The sequence below is a fragment of the Bdellovibrio sp. SBM16 genome (assembly GCF_056175625.1).
In genome coordinates this window covers 36,210-53,819 of record NZ_JBJKJG010000010.1, presented here as the reverse complement: position 1 = coordinate 53,819, position 17,610 = coordinate 36,210, and the positions used below count along the sequence as shown (strand labels likewise).

At 43.4% G+C, this 17,610-nt stretch carries 16 protein-coding genes; 5 read left to right on the top strand and 11 right to left on the bottom strand.

What is annotated here, in order from left to right; translation table 11 throughout:
• Positions 1–3: 3 nt before the first annotated feature.
• The 6 genes from fliF to AC04MM_RS11305 are packed head-to-tail and all read right to left on the bottom strand — an operon-like array spanning position 4 to position 6,397.
• The gene (gene fliF / locus AC04MM_RS11330) at positions 4–1,653 is read right to left on the bottom strand and encodes a flagellar basal-body MS-ring/collar protein FliF (protein WP_475380475.1); all 1,650 of its coding nucleotides are present in this window, start codon (positions 1,651–1,653) and stop codon (positions 4–6) included.
• 1 nt (position 1,654) lies between these two features.
• Positions 1,655–1,981, bottom strand: coding sequence for a flagellar hook-basal body complex protein FliE (gene fliE / locus AC04MM_RS11325; protein ID WP_475380474.1), 327 nt, complete (start codon positions 1,979–1,981; stop codon positions 1,655–1,657).
• Between the two features lie 56 nt (positions 1,982–2,037).
• Positions 2,038–2,481, bottom strand: a complete 444-nt coding sequence (gene flgC, locus AC04MM_RS11320) for a flagellar basal body rod protein FlgC (protein ID WP_475380473.1) — start codon at positions 2,479–2,481, stop codon at positions 2,038–2,040.
• 21 nt (positions 2,482–2,502) lie between these two features.
• Positions 2,503–2,871 (bottom strand): flagellar basal body rod protein FlgB, encoded by a 369-nt coding sequence (flgB, locus tag AC04MM_RS11315; protein WP_475380472.1) that lies wholly within the window; start codon positions 2,869–2,871, stop codon positions 2,503–2,505.
• The gene (locus AC04MM_RS11310; RefSeq protein WP_475380471.1) at positions 2,868–3,569 is read right to left on the bottom strand and encodes an AAA-type ATPase lid domain-containing protein; all 702 of its coding nucleotides are present in this window, start codon (positions 3,567–3,569) and stop codon (positions 2,868–2,870) included. The genes flgB and AC04MM_RS11310 overlap by 4 nt, the downstream gene beginning before the upstream one ends.
• Positions 3,566–6,397 carry a tetratricopeptide repeat protein gene (locus AC04MM_RS11305; protein WP_475380470.1) on the bottom strand — a complete coding sequence of 944 codons (2,832 nt, stop codon included), beginning with the start codon at positions 6,395–6,397 and terminating at the stop codon, positions 3,566–3,568. Before AC04MM_RS11305 ends, AC04MM_RS11310 begins: the two co-directional genes overlap by 4 nt.
• 231 nt (positions 6,398–6,628) lie before the next feature.
• On the opposite strand from AC04MM_RS11305, the gene AC04MM_RS11300 reads away from it, so the two are divergent.
• The 4 genes from AC04MM_RS11300 to AC04MM_RS11285 are packed head-to-tail and all read left to right on the top strand — an operon-like array spanning position 6,629 to position 9,400.
• The gene (locus AC04MM_RS11300; RefSeq protein ID WP_475380469.1) at positions 6,629–7,123 is read left to right on the top strand and encodes a hypothetical protein; all 495 of its coding nucleotides are present in this window, start codon (positions 6,629–6,631) and stop codon (positions 7,121–7,123) included.
• Complete coding sequence (locus AC04MM_RS11295; RefSeq protein WP_475380468.1) at positions 7,120–7,917, top strand: MlaE family ABC transporter permease; 798 nt, start codon at positions 7,120–7,122, stop codon at positions 7,915–7,917. Before AC04MM_RS11300 ends, AC04MM_RS11295 begins: the two co-directional genes overlap by 4 nt.
• Positions 7,908–8,639, top strand: a complete 732-nt coding sequence (locus AC04MM_RS11290) for an ABC transporter ATP-binding protein (protein ID WP_475380467.1) — start codon at positions 7,908–7,910, stop codon at positions 8,637–8,639. The genes AC04MM_RS11295 and AC04MM_RS11290 overlap by 10 nt, the downstream gene beginning before the upstream one ends.
• A complete protein-coding gene (locus AC04MM_RS11285) occupies positions 8,636–9,400 on the top strand; it encodes an MlaD family protein (RefSeq protein WP_475380466.1) in 765 nt (254 codons plus the stop codon). The genes AC04MM_RS11290 and AC04MM_RS11285 overlap by 4 nt, the downstream gene beginning before the upstream one ends.
• 17 nt (positions 9,401–9,417) lie before the next feature.
• On the opposite strand, the gene AC04MM_RS11280 is transcribed toward AC04MM_RS11285, so the two are convergent.
• The 3 genes from AC04MM_RS11280 to AC04MM_RS11270 all read right to left on the bottom strand — a co-directional run bounded on the left by AC04MM_RS11280 (position 9,418) and on the right by AC04MM_RS11270 (position 12,746).
• Positions 9,418–9,999, bottom strand: a complete 582-nt coding sequence (locus AC04MM_RS11280; protein ID WP_475380465.1) for a hypothetical protein — start codon at positions 9,997–9,999, stop codon at positions 9,418–9,420.
• Positions 10,000–10,176: 177 nt separating this feature from the next.
• Complete coding sequence (locus tag AC04MM_RS11275) at positions 10,177–12,210, bottom strand: hypothetical protein (RefSeq protein WP_475380464.1); 2,034 nt, start codon at positions 12,208–12,210, stop codon at positions 10,177–10,179.
• Between the two features lie 116 nt (positions 12,211–12,326).
• Positions 12,327–12,746: a DciA family protein gene (locus AC04MM_RS11270; RefSeq protein ID WP_475380463.1), complete on the bottom strand. Its 420-nt coding sequence runs from the start codon at positions 12,744–12,746 to the stop codon at positions 12,327–12,329.
• Between the two features lie 60 nt (positions 12,747–12,806).
• On the opposite strand from AC04MM_RS11270, the gene trmFO reads away from it, so the two are divergent.
• Entirely contained in the window at positions 12,807–14,174 is a 1,368-nt protein-coding gene (trmFO, locus tag AC04MM_RS11265; protein ID WP_475380462.1) for a methylenetetrahydrofolate--tRNA-(uracil(54)-C(5))-methyltransferase (FADH(2)-oxidizing) TrmFO, read from the top strand.
• 78 nt (positions 14,175–14,252) lie between these two features.
• On the opposite strand, the gene AC04MM_RS11260 is transcribed toward trmFO, so the two are convergent.
• Both AC04MM_RS11260 and AC04MM_RS11255 read right to left on the bottom strand, forming a co-directional pair.
• Positions 14,253–16,847: a phospholipase D-like domain-containing protein gene (locus AC04MM_RS11260; protein WP_475380461.1), complete on the bottom strand. Its 2,595-nt coding sequence runs from the start codon at positions 16,845–16,847 to the stop codon at positions 14,253–14,255.
• 81 nt (positions 16,848–16,928) lie between these two features.
• A complete protein-coding gene (locus tag AC04MM_RS11255) occupies positions 16,929–17,549 on the bottom strand; it encodes a thymidine kinase (RefSeq protein WP_475380460.1) in 621 nt (206 codons plus the stop codon).
• Between the last annotated feature and the right edge of the window lie 61 nt (positions 17,550–17,610).

Sequence of the window (17,610 nt, the reverse complement as noted above, 5' to 3'; positions counted from 1 at the left end):
AGACTATTCCTTCCTCGCAACCCACATATTAATGGCACTTGATGCTTTTTCTTCATCCTTGTTCACTAAATTCATAATACGGTCTTTCAGTAACTCAGACTCAGCCTTATCAGGATCGACAGAATCCTGTAACATCGGCAACACCCCGCCTAAACCTGGTAATGTGTTATCCACCGCCTGTAATTCTTCCAGCTCTTCAATAGTACGCGGTAACATATCTTCGACAGAATCGGTGAAAGAATCGGTTACCCATTGCATGAATGGACGCACCACTAAGAAGAAGAAAAGCATTAAAGCAAAACCTAACAAGCCCCATTTAAACAATGACTGGATAAGTTTTTTCTTTTCTAAGCTTGTAAGTAAGTTTTCACTCTCGGAAAAATCTTCAATTTTAAACTGGATAGACTCGATTTTTACCGAATCACCGCGTTGAGCGACAAAACCCACAGCTGATTTTACTAAAGCTTCGTACTTAGCAATTTCTTCAGCTGAACGTGGCTCCCATTTCGTGACCGGCTTACCGTCAGCACCTGTTGTTGTCGTCATAGTACCGTCAACTAACACGGCTACGCTGATTTTCTCAACGCCACCGGCGGCTTCACGCACGTTACGTACCGTTTTCGGCACTTCGTACATAACTGTTTTTAATTCTTTTCTTACATCCTGCTTAAAACCAACTTGCCCCTGGTTATCTTCTGAACCCGGAACATTAGCACGTGAACCCGGCACACCTGTAGGGTTAGTGCGTGATCCATCTAACGACTCTTCGTTCGTGGTCATGCTTTTAGTCGCTGTTTTATCCGGATCAATAATCTCTTCAACCGAAGAAACTACTTTGTGGTTAATTGTCGCATCCACTTTGGTTACGATACGGCCAGCACCCACTACTTTAGATAAAATTGAATCAATGCGTTCTTCCAGATCTTTTTCAACCTGTGATTTAAGCTCCATGATTTCATTTGAAGCCCCTAAAGCACCGTCAGATTTTTTTGAAAGCATTCTGCCGTGCTCATCTAATACGGTTACTTTCTCAGGATCCATGCCTTCAACGGCATTGGCCACTAAGTATCTGATACCACGAACCTGATCCGGCGATAATTGGTTACCCGAATTCAGCGCAACAACAACTGATGCTGACGGAGGAGTTGACTCTTCCATGATCGTTTTCTTTTGCGGTAAAGCTAAAATGACTTTCGACTGCTTAACCGCAGTTAATGTATTAATCGCGCGCATTAATTCGCCCTGAAGCGCACGTTGGTAATTAATTTTCTGCGAGTAAGTATTGGCCCCAAAACTTTCTTTTTCGAAAATTTCTAAACCGATGCTGCCCATATTTGTCGAACCGACTTCGGTTGACAACTGCATGAGCGTCGCATGTAAAAATTCTTTTGGTACCGTGATTGTCGAACCATCTTCCAGTACACGGTAAGGAATCTGTTTTGAGTTTAACTTTCCGATAATCACCGGAACCTGGTCAGCAGCAACGTTTCTGAATAGAACTTCGTAGTCTTTGCCTGAGGCCATAAAGAATACAAAACCAACCGCCATAACAACGATTAATCCAGATGCGACAAAAGCCATACGCTTGGTCGGGCCAAGCGATTTATAGAACTCATTTAATTGCGCAATTAAACCACCAAATAACTTAGTCACATTACACCTGCATTCTCATGATTTCTTGGTAAGCATCGATAATTTTATTGCGGACTTGAACCATTGTACGTAATGCGATGTCAGCTTTTTCTGCCGCTAACATAACACCGGCGATGTCATCTGTTTTTCCGGTCGCAAGTTCTTGCGCCTTTACATCAGATGCCTTTTGCAATTCATTCACTTGGCCGATGGCTTCAGTTAATGTGTCGGCAAAAGATTTTCCTGCTTCGGTTGTTGCGTTCGGAGATGCTAAGTCAGCCGTTGAAGAAGCACGTGTGCCTCCGGCTTCAATAAATCTGTTCGCATTTGAGATGTTTAAACCGTCCATGGTTACTCCCAACTTTTAAGGGTCCCGGCAATAATTGCTCGGGGTTATATAATTAATTATCTACCAATTTCCAGTGCACTTAAAGCCATATCTTTAGTTGCCTGTACAGCCTGTACGTTAGCCTCGTAAGACCGTGTAGCTTGTATCATGTTGGTCATTTCTTCCATCAGATTGATATTAGGATAGGCTACAAAACCGTCTTCATTGGCATCTGCGTGGCCTGGCTCATATTTCATAATAGGACCGCGTTTATCGTATATGACGTCAGTCACCTGGACCCGGCTAAAATCTTTTGTCGGATCATTAACCCCGATAACGTCGCCAAACGTCTTACCATCCGGCATCGCTTCGAAAACCACGTCCTTCCGGCGGTACGGGCCGCCTTCCGGCGTTTTTGTCGTATTAATATTGGCAATGTTCGAAGAAATAGTGTTCATGCGCGTGCGTTGCGCCGCCATACCACTTCCCGAAATTCTAAAGCCTGATAAAAAATCTGACATCGTTTTAATCCTTTACTTTACTTAGCGACCTTCGCTAATTGCGTATTTTAACGCAGCCATTTTTTTATTGATCAGTTGTAAAGCCGATTTATACAGAATTGAGTTTTCTGCCAGGGCCGACATTTCTTTTTCCATGTCCACGCTGTTACCATCGTTATTTACCGCTGCTTCCGGATTATCGTATACCGTCGCTGTCACCGGAAGGGCGCCGCCATCAGTGCCATCCAGCTCTAATGATCTGGCCAACGCTTCTTCAAATTCTACTTTCTGAGCCTTAAAACCAGGTGTTTCGTGATTGGCAATGTTACTTGCCGTCACATTATGTCTGATTTGGCGCATACGGATCGAAGTCGCAAGAGCATCTGTTGTTTTATCGAACAAATTACTCATAGGTAACCCTCCTGGCGGTATTGGTTTAGTTTATTTCTTAATGTACGGATAGAAATACCAAGAATCTCAGCGGCCTTGGTTCTGTTCTGCTGGGCAAAGAACAGGGTCTGCAAAATATACTGGCGCTCTACATTTTCTAACTTCAAACCCACAGAAAAATGCAGTTCATTATTGGCCTCCGCTAACGATAAGTCTTCCGGCTCAATTACGTTCTTTTCGCAGGCATTTACCGCCTGCTCTATCACGCGCTCTAACTCAGGAAACTCGCCCGGCCACGTATAAGCTAAGATTTTCTCTTTGGCTTTTTCAGAAATAATGATTTTTCCTTTGCCGTTCATCAATGCATGCACCTGGATATAAAATTCTGCTAACGCGATTAAATCTTCTTTTCTCTCTGATAAAGAAGGCATCTGAATAACAAGAATATCATTATCGGTCGTGATGTCGGCCATATCCTGGCAAATATAAATTTTTTGATCTTCAATAATTGAAAGTTCTGACAATTCAACAATTTCAAAAGCCGCAAAGCTTGCGTACATTTTTTGTAAATACAGCGCCAGTGTTTTACGGCCTGACCCCGCAGTACCAGAAATGACTACGGTCTTATACTGACCGATTGCCGGGTTAGCTAGTTGATTCATTAAGTTAGTCATCGATTGTGAACTGCAGTTCACTGAATTAAATTCAGCAAAACTCATTTTGCATCCTCCGCGTTTTCAGACTTCGACATTGCTGGAATACGTTTTAAGTATTTTTTATTTTCTTCGGACCAATTTGCGTCGCGCATTTTATTCTGTGCCAATTGCGACCAAAAAGCTGATTCATTGCCTTTGATCTCGCCCCAGACATCACCGGCTTTTTTCATTTCACCCTGGTTAAAATACAGCTCGCCAAGTTTATATCTGTATGACGCCAGAGCTTCTTTATTCTCAAAATTTCGCAATAAATTTGAAATCGACTTGATGGCTAAATCCTGTTTTTTCTCGTTTAAAGCGATATCAGACAATTTTTTGTAGGCTTCCAGTTTGTATTTATCAGAAGCGTCACTGCTGATCAGGTCATTAAGCTGGTCAATCGCCTGCTCCGGGCGCTTACGTTTAATTTCAAGATTTGCTAAATGAATCTTGCTTGGTGCCAACAACTCAGCCTTATCACTCCAGATTTTTGTTAGCTCAGTTAAATATCTGACTGCTGCATTTAGCTCGCCCTTTTTTTCGTAAAGCAAAGCTGCATAGTGAACACGGCCGATTTGATCCTGCACCGACAACATATCAGGATTTTTAATGCTTTGCATTTTCTCGTAGGATTCCTGAAAACGCCCTTCTTCATACAGACACTGTGCCTGCATCAGGTTGATCACATCTTCAGTCGGCACTTCCTGGTTGGCACGGATCGCATTTGAGACCGCATCATCTTTTAACAGGCCGATTTGTTTGCGGACTTTATCGTACTGTTTTAACGCCGTATTGTACGAACCTGCCGACTGGTAAGCCTTAGCCACATAAAAGTTAGTATCAATACGCGGCTGCGCTTTTAGCCAAGTATCAGCGTACTTTTTGTAAGACTTTAGCACATTTTGAAAGTCATCTTTTTGCGAGTACTCTTTCATCTGATCATTGATATTGCGTAAGATACGTAAGGTGACCTGGTAAGAATCGGGTTTGTTTGGCTCTTTCTGGTAAAACTGGGTCAGGATTTCAATTGCCCGCGGATATTCTTTACGGCGGGAATAACCATCAGCAATCATTGTTGTTTTAAACTGTTGGATGTCAGACAGATCACTTTTGTCTGCCAACTCGTTCATTTTGGCGATGGTTTCTTTCACTTCCTGCTCTTTCATCACTTTCATACGCGTACTTAACATATGTAAACGCGCAACCACCGTTTTCGGGTTATCACCGTAGCGAAAATGTGTTTCCAGGTAAGCTCCGACTGATTTTGACTGGTCTGCACCTAAGATCTCTAATAACTCACCAACACGGGTTAAAGCATATGGCGCGTACTCATGGGCCGGATACCGCTGTACAAACTCTAACGCTTCTTTATGCGCAAGCTCCGGTTGTTTTAAGCGGAATAACGCTTCCATGCGGTTAAAGTGAGAATTCGGAAATAACTGCGTGTGTTTCGGGTATTTTTTAAAAGCACTGTTAAAAGCATCTACCGCTTCAGAGTATTTACCCTGATGAAAGAAAAAATCACCACGGCGGTAAGCGGCTTCTGCACGAGTCATATCGTTTTTAGTTGTATTTTCAACGTCAGCTAACAGATTTAAACCGTCTTCAAGTTTATTGGCGTTTAACATCGCTAATGCCAGGCCAAGTTTGGCGTAGTCCTGCGAAGGTTTACCCTTATATGCCGGGTTTTCAATATGCGCATTTAATTTTCTGACTGCAGTTAAATAGTCTTTTTTATCGATATTTAAAAAACCTAGCAACAACGACGTCCGTTCATTTAATTTTGAATCGGGAAATTTTGTCATCGCTTTGGTGTACATCTGCATGGCATCGTCGAAGTATTTAGCTTCGCCACTTTCACGCCATAACTGGATATGCGAATCAGCGTTCATAAAATAGATCTGTTCTAGATACTGAGACTGCGGAAACTTCTTTTCGAACCAGTCAGTCGTTTTCTTTAAAACCAGTGTTCTTTTTCGGTCGAACAGAACCTTTAAAAATCTTGCTTGTTTGTTTTCATCTGAGCCGGTCTGCTGAATTTCGTACTGCGCCGGATTTTCTTTCATCGCCGTCCAGAAATTCATTTCGTGGTTTAACATCGGAAAACGTAAGTAATAATTAGATAAACCTTTGATGATGGCGTTTTTCTTAATTTCGATTTCTTTAATTTTAAAGCGGTGAAACTTTTCATCGCCGCCATCAAACAGGCCGGATTTAAGATCGATATCCTGCTGCACAAACGTTAAAATGCCATTATCATCCTCGACTTTTAAAGCATCTGCTGCCGGAAAACGCGATGGACTCTGGAATTTTGAACCTGAGGCCACTTTAACCGGATTACTGCCGCCTTTTTTAACTTTTTTATCTGTTTTTACCGGATTCCCGTTCTCATCCAACTTCGCCTCTTCGGCATAGGCGCCACTGTAAGCAGCGACCGGAGCTTTAATACGCTCTTCATTTTTATAAAAATCGACAACCAGCTTTGACGGTTGATCTGTTAAATAATCAAAAGCATCAATAGTGTCGTTAGCTAAAATAAATTCGATGACCGTAAAACCATCAATTCCTTTAGGAACAACTTTGATGTCTTTAACAAATGGATTTTGAATTGTTTTTAAGTTGCGTGTTGAACTTTCGTCCAGACCTTTGACCTGAAGCTGTATTTTAACGTTTTTACCGTCCTGCACGCGCTTTAAATCATAGTCCCAGTTTTTCTGTCCACTTACTTCAAAGTTCAAAGTATCACCCTGTACGCGAAGACTTGTTTGCATATTTGCAGACCAAGACTTAGGTAATGAAACTCCCCAGATGATAACCGTTGCAGTAAATAGATTTAGAAAATGCTTTTTCATCAATAAATGAACAAAGCATTTCAAATGCCATGCTGTCCAAATCGTGGTTAGCGGTTTTATTTCAGGCTAGGCAAAAAAATCCGCCAACGCTGACAATTCCATGACGCCGGCGTCAGTGTTAACATCACTGGACCACAGCATCGGGATGTTTAACGCACACCGATTTTTGCAGTCCAGCCCGACTAGACCTAAAGGTAGACTCGAGCTGTTTTGCTCTCTATAATTTTGTCAATGAACCTGTTTTCTAAACTGTTATTATCTGTAGTTATTTTACTTTCAGTTCCGGGCTGTATTTCGAATATTTTCAAGGAACCTAAGCCAACTTTCTCTGATGAAGTGATTTTACCGGATCTGAACTCAGATTTTAACAAGTTAAGTGGCAACGTTTACCCTGCCTGGAAGCACAAAGACACAGGCAATGTGATTACAATAATCTCTGACTGCACTGCAGGAAATTTTTCACTAAAATCGATTCACGGACTGATGAGCGATTCACTCGACACCGTCAAAGTCATCGAAGAAAAACCTACGACGGTCAATAACCGCAAATCTTACTCTAAAATCGTGCGTGGCGAAATTGAAGGAAAAGCCATCGAGATCCGTTCTTACTCTTTGCAGCACGGCACTTGCACCTACGTCACTTCTTTGGCGGGAAATCCGGAAAAAATTAATTTAAATCAGGACCAATTCAAAACTTTTCTACAAAAGATAGATTTTAAACAATGAGTGAACACGTAGCCCTGTCGCAAGCCATAGCCAAGCGTTTCCAGGAACCCTTAGAGTTCTTAGGTGGTGTGGCGATCTTATCTAAAGATACGCTTAACGAACTGCGCACACGTCCATTCTACGGAAACCTGTTAATCGACCAAATTTATTTAGTCGGTGTTAAATCATTACCGCTGGTCTTAATCACCGCACTTTCAACCGGCATGGTGATGTCGCTGCAATACGGGTTGGGCCTGGAAAAATTCGGCGGCAAACCTTACGTTCCGCGTCTGGTGGCTTCGACCATCCTGCGTGAAATGGGCCCGGTGTTTACGTCGTTAATGCTGGCCGCACGTGTCGGCGCCGGCATGGCCAGTGAGATCGGTTCAATGGTCGTTACCCAGCAAATCGACGCCATCCGCGCTTTAGGAACCTCACCTATTAAAAAAATCGTAATTCCGCGCGTATTAGCCTGCCTGATCGTGTTACCGCTGCTGGTCAGTATTGCCAATCTGGTCGGTAATTTTGGCGGCCTAGTTGTCGGCTCTGCTGAATTAAACCTGGATGCACAGTTTTATTACCGCCGCGTTTTAGAAACCTCGAATTTAAAAGATTATATTGCTGGTTTTGGTAAAACGTTTTTCTTTGCGATCTTTATCGCTATGCCGGCCTGTTATTTCGGATTAAATGTTAAAAACGGCACAAAAGAAGTCGGTATTGCGACCACCAAAGCCGTAGTGACCGCATCGTTACTAATTTTAGTCGGCGACTTTTTCTTATCTAAATTATTCTGGGTAATCGAATCATGGCTTTAATCGAAGTGGTGAATTTCAGAAAATCGTTCGGAACTAAAGTCATTCATGAAGATGTCAGTTTTTATGTGCGTAAAGGTGAATGTCTTGGTTTAGTTGGCGGTTCAGGGGCCGGTAAGTCAGTTATCCTCAGAAGTTTGATCGGCTTAGAGAAGCCGGATTCAGGCCAAATCCTGATTAACGGTACCGATATCACCCCGCTTAACGAAAAAGAATTAATTCCGATCCGCAAGCAGGTGGCCTACGCTTTTCAGGGAGGAGCGCTGTTTGACTCGATGACGGTGTATGAGAATCTGGCTTACCCGCTCAGAGCCCATACAGATTTTAACGAAAGCGTGATCGCTGAAAAAATTCACCAGCAGTTGGCTGAATTCGGCTTAGAAAAGGCGATCAATCTTTACCCCGGTGAATTATCCGGCGGTATGCAAAAACGTATCGGCCTGGCCCGTGCCGTCATCCTGCATCCGGAAATTATTCTCTATGATGAGCCCACCGCGGGGCTTGACCCGCATAACACCAAAAAAATCCAGGAACTCATTCTTCGTCTTAAAGCGACCGGTGTGACGGCCATCCTTGTAACTCATGATATTCCGACGGCGATGGCTGTTTGTGACAAATTTGCTTTTCTTAAAGACAAAGTTATTGCCGAACAGGGAACCATCGACCAGTTAAAAACCAAAGACAATAGCCTGATTCAACAATTTATAGAAGGTAATCTCTTATGACAAAAATCAAAGTCGGCGCTTTTTTAGCATTAGGTATCCTGGTTCTGGTAGTTTCAGTATTTATGCTGGGCTCAAATAAATCTATCTTCCAGAACTCTTACAGCATCAGCACGTACTTCGACTCGGTTCAGGGTTTAAATAACGGCGCCGTGGTCTCGTTGGCTGGTGTTAAAATCGGTAACGTCGATGGCATCGAATACGATCATGAAAAAAATCTGGTGCAGGTCGTATTTTTAATGGATGCAACCTACGCAAGCAAAATCAAAACCGACTCGATCGTTGAAATCAGAACCCAAGGAGCACTAGGCGATAAATTTTTATATATCACCCCGGGTGTTGAAGGCCAGCCGGTACAAAACCGCGGCGAACTAAAAGCCGAATACGGTAAAGACCTGTTAGCGGTGTTAAGCAAGCGTGGTAACGAAAGCGAAAAACTGTTTGATACGATCAATAATCTGAACGCGATCGTAAAAAGTTTGGCCGAACAAAACAAATTACCGAGCGTGATCAGTAAATTAGATCAGGCCGCCGGAAACCTGAATGAATCGTCGGTAAAAATCAAACAGGCGCTGGCCGGTAACCGCTTAGAAAAATCGATGGTCAAGATGGATAACATCCTTGAGAAAATCGACAACGGGCAAGGCACTCTCGGTGCACTGATCAACGACCGCTCATTACATGACCGCCTAAAATCAATCCTCGGTGCCGGACAAAAGCAGCAACAAGTCAAATCCATCATGAAATCTTCAGTTGAAGAATAGCTCTTGTGGGGTATCGGTCACGAACTCCACAGCAGTTGCCAGTGCGCCATTGACAACCCTCTTAGCCGCTGTTTCTGATACGGGATGACACCTGTCACCTCTTTTTCGTTAAGTTGAATATAATTTCTGACAATCTGATAGGCCCGCCAGCCGTGCACCACTCGCGTAAATGGCCGAAACTTCCAAACTTTCATAAACTTCTTTTTCTTGCTGAGGGTATCGGTCACCTCGCGTACTAACAATGCCTTTTGGTACTCTTGCGCAATTTGTCCAGCAACGACGCGTAAGAAATGGTGTGACATTGCCCTACGCGGAATTCGGATATTGAGATGTATGTGATCAAAGTTAATAGAGCACTGCTCGATCTTGATAAAAAATCTTTTTGCATAGCGATTGATGATTTTTTTAACGAGTTTATAAGTTCGCGGTGAACGAAAATTTAACTTGAGTGCACTTCTATCAGCTTTAAACACAACATGATGTGGCTTTCGTGTAGACAGCGGACGAAACTTTCGCCCTTTTCGTAATTGGCGCAAACCGCCACCGTGACTGTGTTTAAAGTTGTACTTTTCAAATCCGTGCTTTTTTGTGTGACCCATACCCCCGAGACATCGCAAGAAACGCAGGCAGTGGAGTTGACGATTAATGAGGGTATAGCCTCCGGTGAACCGAATTGCGGATAAAAAAAGCTCACGCTGTTAACGTGAGCTTTGTGACCGATACCTCCCAGACCCTGCGTTGTGGCGAGGAAAGGGCTTGTGTATCCTGGCTGATAGCTACTTGATGTAGATATCTGTGTATGTTGAGTAAGTCGGGCGAACTTTTGCCGTGACGTTTCTCGGTGTTAAGCCTGGAAACTTGATCGCCATTTTTACCGGTACACCGTCATCTAATTGCGCTCTGGCCTGGGCGTTATTAGGATCTTTTGCCCATGCACGCCCTAAGTAGAACAATCTCACTACACGTGCATCGTTGTACTCTTTAACCACCGCATACGAGTTTAGGATCTCTCGCGAGCGGTTGATCTGGTTGGCATATAAATCACCCGGATTATCCAAGCGGTTTTCTAAACGCGCCTTTTCAGTACCTTGGTGTTTTCCCGTGGTGTAGGCGAAATTGATGTGCTTTAAGATTTTCTCTGGTGAAGATAAGTCACCTTTGTATGACTTCGGCAAACGGATATTCATCACTAAAGCGTAAGAACCTAATTCCTGGCGTAATTTTTCGTTCTCGTTGTAACGATCAGAATCAAGCTCGACATTAAAGTACTTGTTCACTAAACGCTGGTTACAAGCGATACGGCCGAATTCGCAGTTCGTCAGCGTTTCGATCACGTGTTTAAAATTAGGGTGCTTACAGGTTTCAGGCTTAGCACACTCTTTATTCATGATAACCACGTCAACACCGATGGATTTATCGAAGTTATTGATCCCTTTGGTAATCGCATCACCCACTGGGGCTAATACACCCGATAAACCATCGATCACCGGAAGCACTGTTGCATGCATGTTTTCGACGAAGATATCACGTGACGGAATATTGATATTACGCTGTAAATCCGCGGTGTTAACAAAGCTCGTTTGTAATACCGGTTTAGATTCAAGACCTGGATTTTCTACGTAGTATAAGAAATCTGCGGTAGCTCCCGGGCTGAACACCGGACCATCTGTTTCGCGGCGTTTATGCCCCGAGAATATCGTTACTAGCTGTTCATTAATTTTTTTGAAGTTTTCAGTTTGAAAGTCGTTACAGGTAAGTCCGGCATCGGCTTTACCCAAACACGGAAATACGCCGACAATAGAAGTCCAGCGCGCACGGTATTTATTGCGGTATTGATCTAACATTAAGTGCGAAATACGGTTAACGCGCATTTCGTTGATCACGTCAGATGTTAAACGCATGTGATTCATCTCGCTCGGATTTACATTTCCGACTGACTTCATCACTTTAACCAGACCTGACATTACTAAATCCGGAACTTTTTCTGTATTTTTAAAGATCATGCTGTTTGCAATCGAATTCACCGAAGCACATGTAGCGATCAGCGCATTTTTAATTGCCATGTCGTTCGTTTCTTTTTGAGTATATTCTTTTTTCTCGCCAAACAACGCATCTTTTGCGCCATTGAATATCGTCGACCATAAACCTTTACCTTGTGTAATGGCAACAATTGACGGATCAGCACAGAAAGCTTTGGCTTTCGGTAACGCTTTATGAATTTCTGCGGTGTTGCCGTTTTCTAAGAACGACCAGCCAAGTTCAGCATCTAAAGAACCCCAGTAAACCGGGCCCAGACCAACGACGTTTTCAACACGGGCAACTACGTTCTGCACTTTTTCTGCATCAGCCGCCGAATAAGAAAGCGACGGATGAAATTTAAAGTTAAACATTGAATCGTAGTACCAGGTCATCGCCATCTGGCCACCCATCGAGTAAGCCAAGATAGAAATTTTATCTTCTGGTCCTAATTCAGGCAGTAATGGTTTTTTGCCTTTGTGCCCTAAAATGAAATCTTTATTGAATAAATCAGCGATTAAATGCGGATTCCAATCGATGCCGTTTTTAGAATCGTTGACTGCTGCACCCACCGGGTATGTCCAGTTATGTAATACATATTCGTAAGCAGGATCGATTTCTTTTAACGTCTTTCCCACGAACTGGTGAAATTCACCGTAAGATTCTGCGTTACCGCGCACACCGTGCATGGTAATGACATAGTGTTTTTTGGTCGTCGAACTAGGGCCGCGTAAGCCCAAATACGAACACGACGAGATAAATACAAGCAGCACAAGCGATAGCAATAGCTTCATAGTTTCTCCATGACTTTAATAAAAACTTTGTGCGCGAACTTCGCGCGCTTCTCTATCAGTATATGTGAATGTGTTTTGCTTAACAGTCCAGATCAGGGGCCGGACCTTGGTCTGAACTATTTTTTGATAAACTTTTGCAGATTATTCTTAAAATCCTGGTTACTTTGCTGTGGCACATTTTTGCGATCCATGGTGACACGGATTTCTTTAACCATACCGGCCGCAAATTTTTGATTGATGGTATTTTTTATAGTCTCAGACATAAAATTAATCTGTGTTAACCATGTGGCATTTTTGACCCACAATGTAAGCACACCTTGGTGAAACGATACCGGCTCACAGTGTTGCGCAACCGTAGCTCCGACAACCTCTCCCCAGTTCATCCACAGCTTCCAGCGGGAAAACTGATCCGCCATATGATCAACGCCTGAATCCTGCTTTTTACCGCCGACCGAGCCCTCGCGACGGCCTGAAAGCAGGCTCTGGAGCACTTCTGCGCTGGTTTTAAATTTAGGTTTACGGTCGTTTTCTCTCACACTTCAAACCCTATCCTATCCGCTTGCTTTTTGCGAAGGGAAAGCTTACTTTTCGCGTCTATGCAAAACAAACGAATCACCGTAGTAGGTGCTGGCTTAGCAGGCAGCGAATGTGCCCTGCAATTAGCCGATCTGGGATACAAAGTCGATTTAATTGAGATGAGAGGTGTAAAACAAACGCCGGCTCACAAGACCGATCAGTTTGCAGAATTAGTGTGCTCAAATTCGTTTGGCAGCATGGGTGAAGTTTCAGCGCCGGGCCAGTTAAAATGGGAAGCCGAAAAACTGAACTCACATATTTTACGCCAGGCCAAAGCAGCGTTTGTTCCCGCAGGCCAGGCCCTTGGCATCGACCGCGAGCGTTTTGCTGAAGCGGTAACCGAAGAGGTGGCCAAACACCCAAACATTACCATCAAACGTGAACTCATGACCTCTCTTGAGCAGATCCCGCGTCCCGCAGTGATTGCCACCGGCCCACTCACCGATGAAGCTTTGGCCGAAAGTTTACAAAAACACTTCGGTGACGAGTTTTTATATTTCTTCGATGCGATTGCACCAATTATCGATGCCGATTCAATCAATACTGAAATCGCGTGGAAAGCCAACCGCTACGATAAAGTGGCCGAATCAATCGATGCTTCACGCGGTGATTATTACAACTGCCCGATGGATAAAGAGCAGTACAACGCATTTATCCAGGCCATCACTGATGCCCGAAAAATCGAACCCAAACATTTCGAAACCACTGAATTTTTCGAAGGCTGTATGCCGATCGAAGTGATGGTTGAGCGCGGCCCGCAAACACTACGTTTTGGCCCAATGAAACCCGTAGGCCTGGATAACCCAAAAACAGGTCGTTACCCGTACGCCGTGGTACAGCTTCGTCAGGATAATAAAGAAGGTACCGCGTACAATATGGTGGGCTTTCAGACGCGTATGGCTTACGGCGAACAGACCAAAGTGTTTCGTATGATTCCGGGTTTAGAAAACGCCGAGTTTTTAAAACTGGGCAGCATTCACCGCAATATGTTTATCAACTCGCCGAAGCGTTTAAACAAAGATCTTTCCAGCAAAAACGATCCGCTGTTATTTTTTGCCGGCCAGATTACCGGTGTTGAAGGTTATTTCGAATCGACCTGCATCGGATTATTGGTATCGCGCTTTATCCACCAAAAACTTTCAGATAAGCCGTTTACCCCGCCACCACGCGAAAGCGCTTTAGGCTCACTATTAGAAGCGATCACCGACAGCTTTCGCATCGACAACTTTCAGCCGACCAACATCAACTTCGGTTTATTGCCGCCATTAGATCCTGCAACCTTAGATGAAGACACACAAAAGCAGTTAAAGCGCGACAAAAAATTAAAAAAGACCTTACAAATAAAAAAAGCCCAGGAAGCGTTAACCACCTGGGCTCAAAATTTATAGTTCTTATCTCATCAACTCTGACGGCACGATGCCGTCGAGACAAGGCTGTCCAGGAAGGACAGCTAGCGCAGCGGCCAATTATAACACCTTAAACATATCATCGAACGAGTTCGATAAATCGTTCATTTCTCTTTCTAACCATTGCTCTTCATGATTGTGAGTCGCTTTAGGTCCATTATCATAAGCCTCTACCTGGTTGAACTCTTTGCGGAAGTTTAAGATACGGTAAGTATCAACAGTGATACGTTGACCGATATCGTCGATCGTTTTTAACATTTCCTGAATACGCTCTTTTGAAAAACGAGATTGACGGATATCAAGTGCATTTTTTACGCCTGACTTGTTCGGATCAGCGTGGTTATGACACTCTGATTTTTTATCCCAACGGCAGATCATCGCACCTAAAATCATTTCGTTTTCTGCTTTTAACTGCGCCGCTTGCATAAACGAGTACTCATTAGTTACGTTTTTGGTTTTGCGGGAGTCACCGATGATGCGGTCAATATACTGAGCGTATTCACGGTTAAGGTCATGTGCGTTTCTGATGAATACCGCATTATTTGTATCCATAGCGTATGAACGGGTATCTGCATTCGCAGAACCGATGATCATGTCATCACCTAGTAATGATACTTTCGAGTGTAATGACACGCCTAAGCCAGTGCCTTCGGCTGCGTACTCATAGTATTCCATTGTCGGGAAGAAACGACGCTCGTTATGTTTCTTTGCGTACTGGATCAAACCTTGGTAACGGCTGAATAACTGGTTCATTTGGTAACGGGCAAAAATGTTGATCACATTTAAGTCTGTTGTTGCAAACGAGTTTGTTAATAACGTTACACGTACACGTGAACAGTCACCGTAGTCACCGTTTAGCATTTTAGCTAACTTGTGGATTAAACCAGATGGCATAAATAAGTAAGCTGTGTGCATCACGACGCGTACATCTTTGTTCTGCTTTTCAGACACATAACAAGCATTTTCTAAACCGCGGTACCATAAACCATGGATGTGCTTGTTGTAGAATCTCTCGCCGCCGATTGTAGAACCGGCACGGCGAACGATATCAGAATCTTTTTCAGCTTTTACGTTAAATGAAGTGTTCTCGATGTAATAAACTTCAGAAGTACGTAAGTCGTCAGCTGATAATTTGCCTACATCAGCAGAGTAAGCAACACCCTTTACGTTATCACGGAATTGTTTTTTACCGTTACGCGCATAATTTGAATTATAGTTTTCAACCGAAGCCAGCATTTGAGCTTTTTGGGCTGCAACACGTTGTTGTTGCGATACAAATTTATCCGAAGATTTCATCGCTGACTTAACACAAGCCTCTAAGGTTTGTGTTAATTTTCCTGACTGAGCCTGCGCCATACAAGACGCAGAAGCTTCGCCTAAGGCTTCGTTATTTGCCGATAGATCTAAAGGCATAACACGTTGAACTTCAGCAATCGGAGCAACCATTTCACGGAAGTTAAATGTTCTGTCGAAAGATTTTTCGATGGCAGCGATACCGCCCGGAGCTGTTTCAGCGCGGAAGTCGGTATCCATGAAGATATATTTACCTTTAGGTTTCTGACCAGCAGCTACCGGGATACGAGATTTCATGTGGTATGAATCTTCGATATTACGGCCACCCAACTGGAATTCACGGCCATCAACAGCAACTAACTTGTGATGCGTGTAATCTGTAAGATGATCCCACTCTTGCGCGTGAGTTGTCTTTTTACCCGGAAGAGTTTTTCTCTCAGAAGCTAACGGGATACGGCCAGATAATTCATTAACGATTGGATTTAATTCTTCACCGTACATGAACATCGCGATAGTTAATTTAATCATCGCGCCGATATCCTTTTTAACCTTAGCATCGAAGTAAAGTTTTAAGAATTCCATCATGCGGGCCATGTCTTCTTCAGATGTTTCAGCACCACTTGATTTTAATTTAGCCGGATCAATCTGGCCGCCTAAACCAAGCGCCACTTTCATCGGCACAGCGTTTTTGCTGTAAAGGCCGGCTAAGAATAAGCTCGAGAAGAAAGTCGGTTGAGCTAAATTCATTTTCTCCATTGTAGCATCTTTTGATTTTTTACAAGTGTCTGACTTAGGATTTTGTACGTCAGGACATGGCAAAGTCATGTAGATCGCATCAGCCTGTAATCGGATAGATGGAAAGTTGTAGAAACGCACGTCGATATTGCCACGGCCTTCTTGAACCATCATCTGGAATAAGTCTAATTTCGAGTAGCTCGTGATAAAGTCTACTAATAGGCTAACTTTAACGCCTGCCTGAGCTTTTTTGATCAATTCATGAGTAATCACTGATGAAGAATCATCGTCAGCATAGATAAAGTACGACATACGAATCGAACGCGTCGCTGATTTGATCATGTTTACTTTAGAATCAAACGAAGCGTCGTTATCGATTAAGATTTCACCTTCTGTTAAAGCTAATTTGCCAGAAGTTGCGCGTTTTAAGATATCTTTAGTATCTAAATCACGGGCACGTGTATTGCCGGAGAAATCTTCAGTTTTAGTTCTGAAAAGATCTGCAATATCACTCCAGAAATCGGCTGCGATTTCACGGTCAGGTCCTTTTTGTGCTGATATACAAGATACAACACCCACCGATAGAGCCAGCGATAAACTTGCCAGCGCTAAAAACTTTTTGTTCATAATAAAAATCCCCTTGTCTTATAAAAATAAGCAGACTTTTTTATTCTAGAACAATGTTTACAGGTTTAAAGATCAATATGATTAAACAATACCTACGTCTGATCCTAAGCTGGGCTTAGGTAAGACCTTGATCGTCTCTGACATAATTAACACAGGACTAAAGTGCTGACGGCAACGCGCCTCGTAGTTATCCTGCGAGCCAATTTCAACCTGTGAAGTGCTGCCGCGAAGTTTTTGTGTGTAGCTTGCTAAGTTTCCACAAACGGTGCAGATCGCGCGTGGTTTTGTGACTTCTTCGGCGATGGCCATCAATGTCGGGATCGGTTCAAACGGTTGCCCTTTCCAGTCCATGTCAAGGCCGGCGATGATTACACGAATTCCGCGGCTAGCTAGGTCTCTGGCAATCTGTACAAAATCCTGAGTTAAGAACTGACCCTCATCAAAGCCCACAACCTGTGTGTCGGGTTGGATATGATTCCATACATCGTGGATCGATTTAAGGGGGATAGCTTGCATCATCGTTTGGTCATGCGATGAAACGTTGGTCTCGTGATAGCGGTTGTCTAAAGCCGGCTTAAACATCTGCGTTTTCAATTTGGCAAACTGGGCGCGGCGAACGCGTCTGATCAACTCTTCGGTTTTTCCGCTGTACATGGAACCCGCGATAACTTCAATCCAACCTAATTGTGCGCTCTTAGACATTTAACTTTCCCCTCTTAAAAGACGCTACCATCCTGTCAGGAGACCTGGAATTTTTAAAGAA

Coding starts and splice junctions, on each gene's coding strand:
- fliE (WP_475380474.1), bottom strand. CDS start 1,981: ATGGACGGTTTAAACATCTCAAATGCGAACAGATTTATTGAAGCCGGA.
- flgC (WP_475380473.1), bottom strand. CDS start 2,481: ATGTCAGATTTTTTATCAGGCTTTAGAATTTCGGGAAGTGGTATGGCG.
- flgB (WP_475380472.1), bottom strand. CDS start 2,871: ATGAGTAATTTGTTCGATAAAACAACAGATGCTCTTGCGACTTCGATC.
- AC04MM_RS11310 (WP_475380471.1), bottom strand. CDS start 3,569: ATGAGTTTTGCTGAATTTAATTCAGTGAACTGCAGTTCACAATCGATG.
- AC04MM_RS11305 (WP_475380470.1), bottom strand. CDS start 6,397: ATGAAAAAGCATTTTCTAAATCTATTTACTGCAACGGTTATCATCTGG.
- AC04MM_RS11300 (WP_475380469.1), top strand. CDS start 6,629: ATGAACCTGTTTTCTAAACTGTTATTATCTGTAGTTATTTTACTTTCA.
- AC04MM_RS11295 (WP_475380468.1), top strand. CDS start 7,120: ATGAGTGAACACGTAGCCCTGTCGCAAGCCATAGCCAAGCGTTTCCAG.
- AC04MM_RS11290 (WP_475380467.1), top strand. CDS start 7,908: ATGGCTTTAATCGAAGTGGTGAATTTCAGAAAATCGTTCGGAACTAAA.
- AC04MM_RS11285 (WP_475380466.1), top strand. CDS start 8,636: ATGACAAAAATCAAAGTCGGCGCTTTTTTAGCATTAGGTATCCTGGTT.
- AC04MM_RS11280 (WP_475380465.1), bottom strand. CDS start 9,999: ATGGGTCACACAAAAAAGCACGGATTTGAAAAGTACAACTTTAAACAC.
- AC04MM_RS11275 (WP_475380464.1), bottom strand. CDS start 12,210: ATGAAGCTATTGCTATCGCTTGTGCTGCTTGTATTTATCTCGTCGTGT.
- trmFO (WP_475380462.1), top strand. CDS start 12,807: ATGCAAAACAAACGAATCACCGTAGTAGGTGCTGGCTTAGCAGGCAGC.
- AC04MM_RS11260 (WP_475380461.1), bottom strand. CDS start 16,847: ATGAACAAAAAGTTTTTAGCGCTGGCAAGTTTATCGCTGGCTCTATCG.
- AC04MM_RS11255 (WP_475380460.1), bottom strand. CDS start 17,549: ATGTCTAAGAGCGCACAATTAGGTTGGATTGAAGTTATCGCGGGTTCC.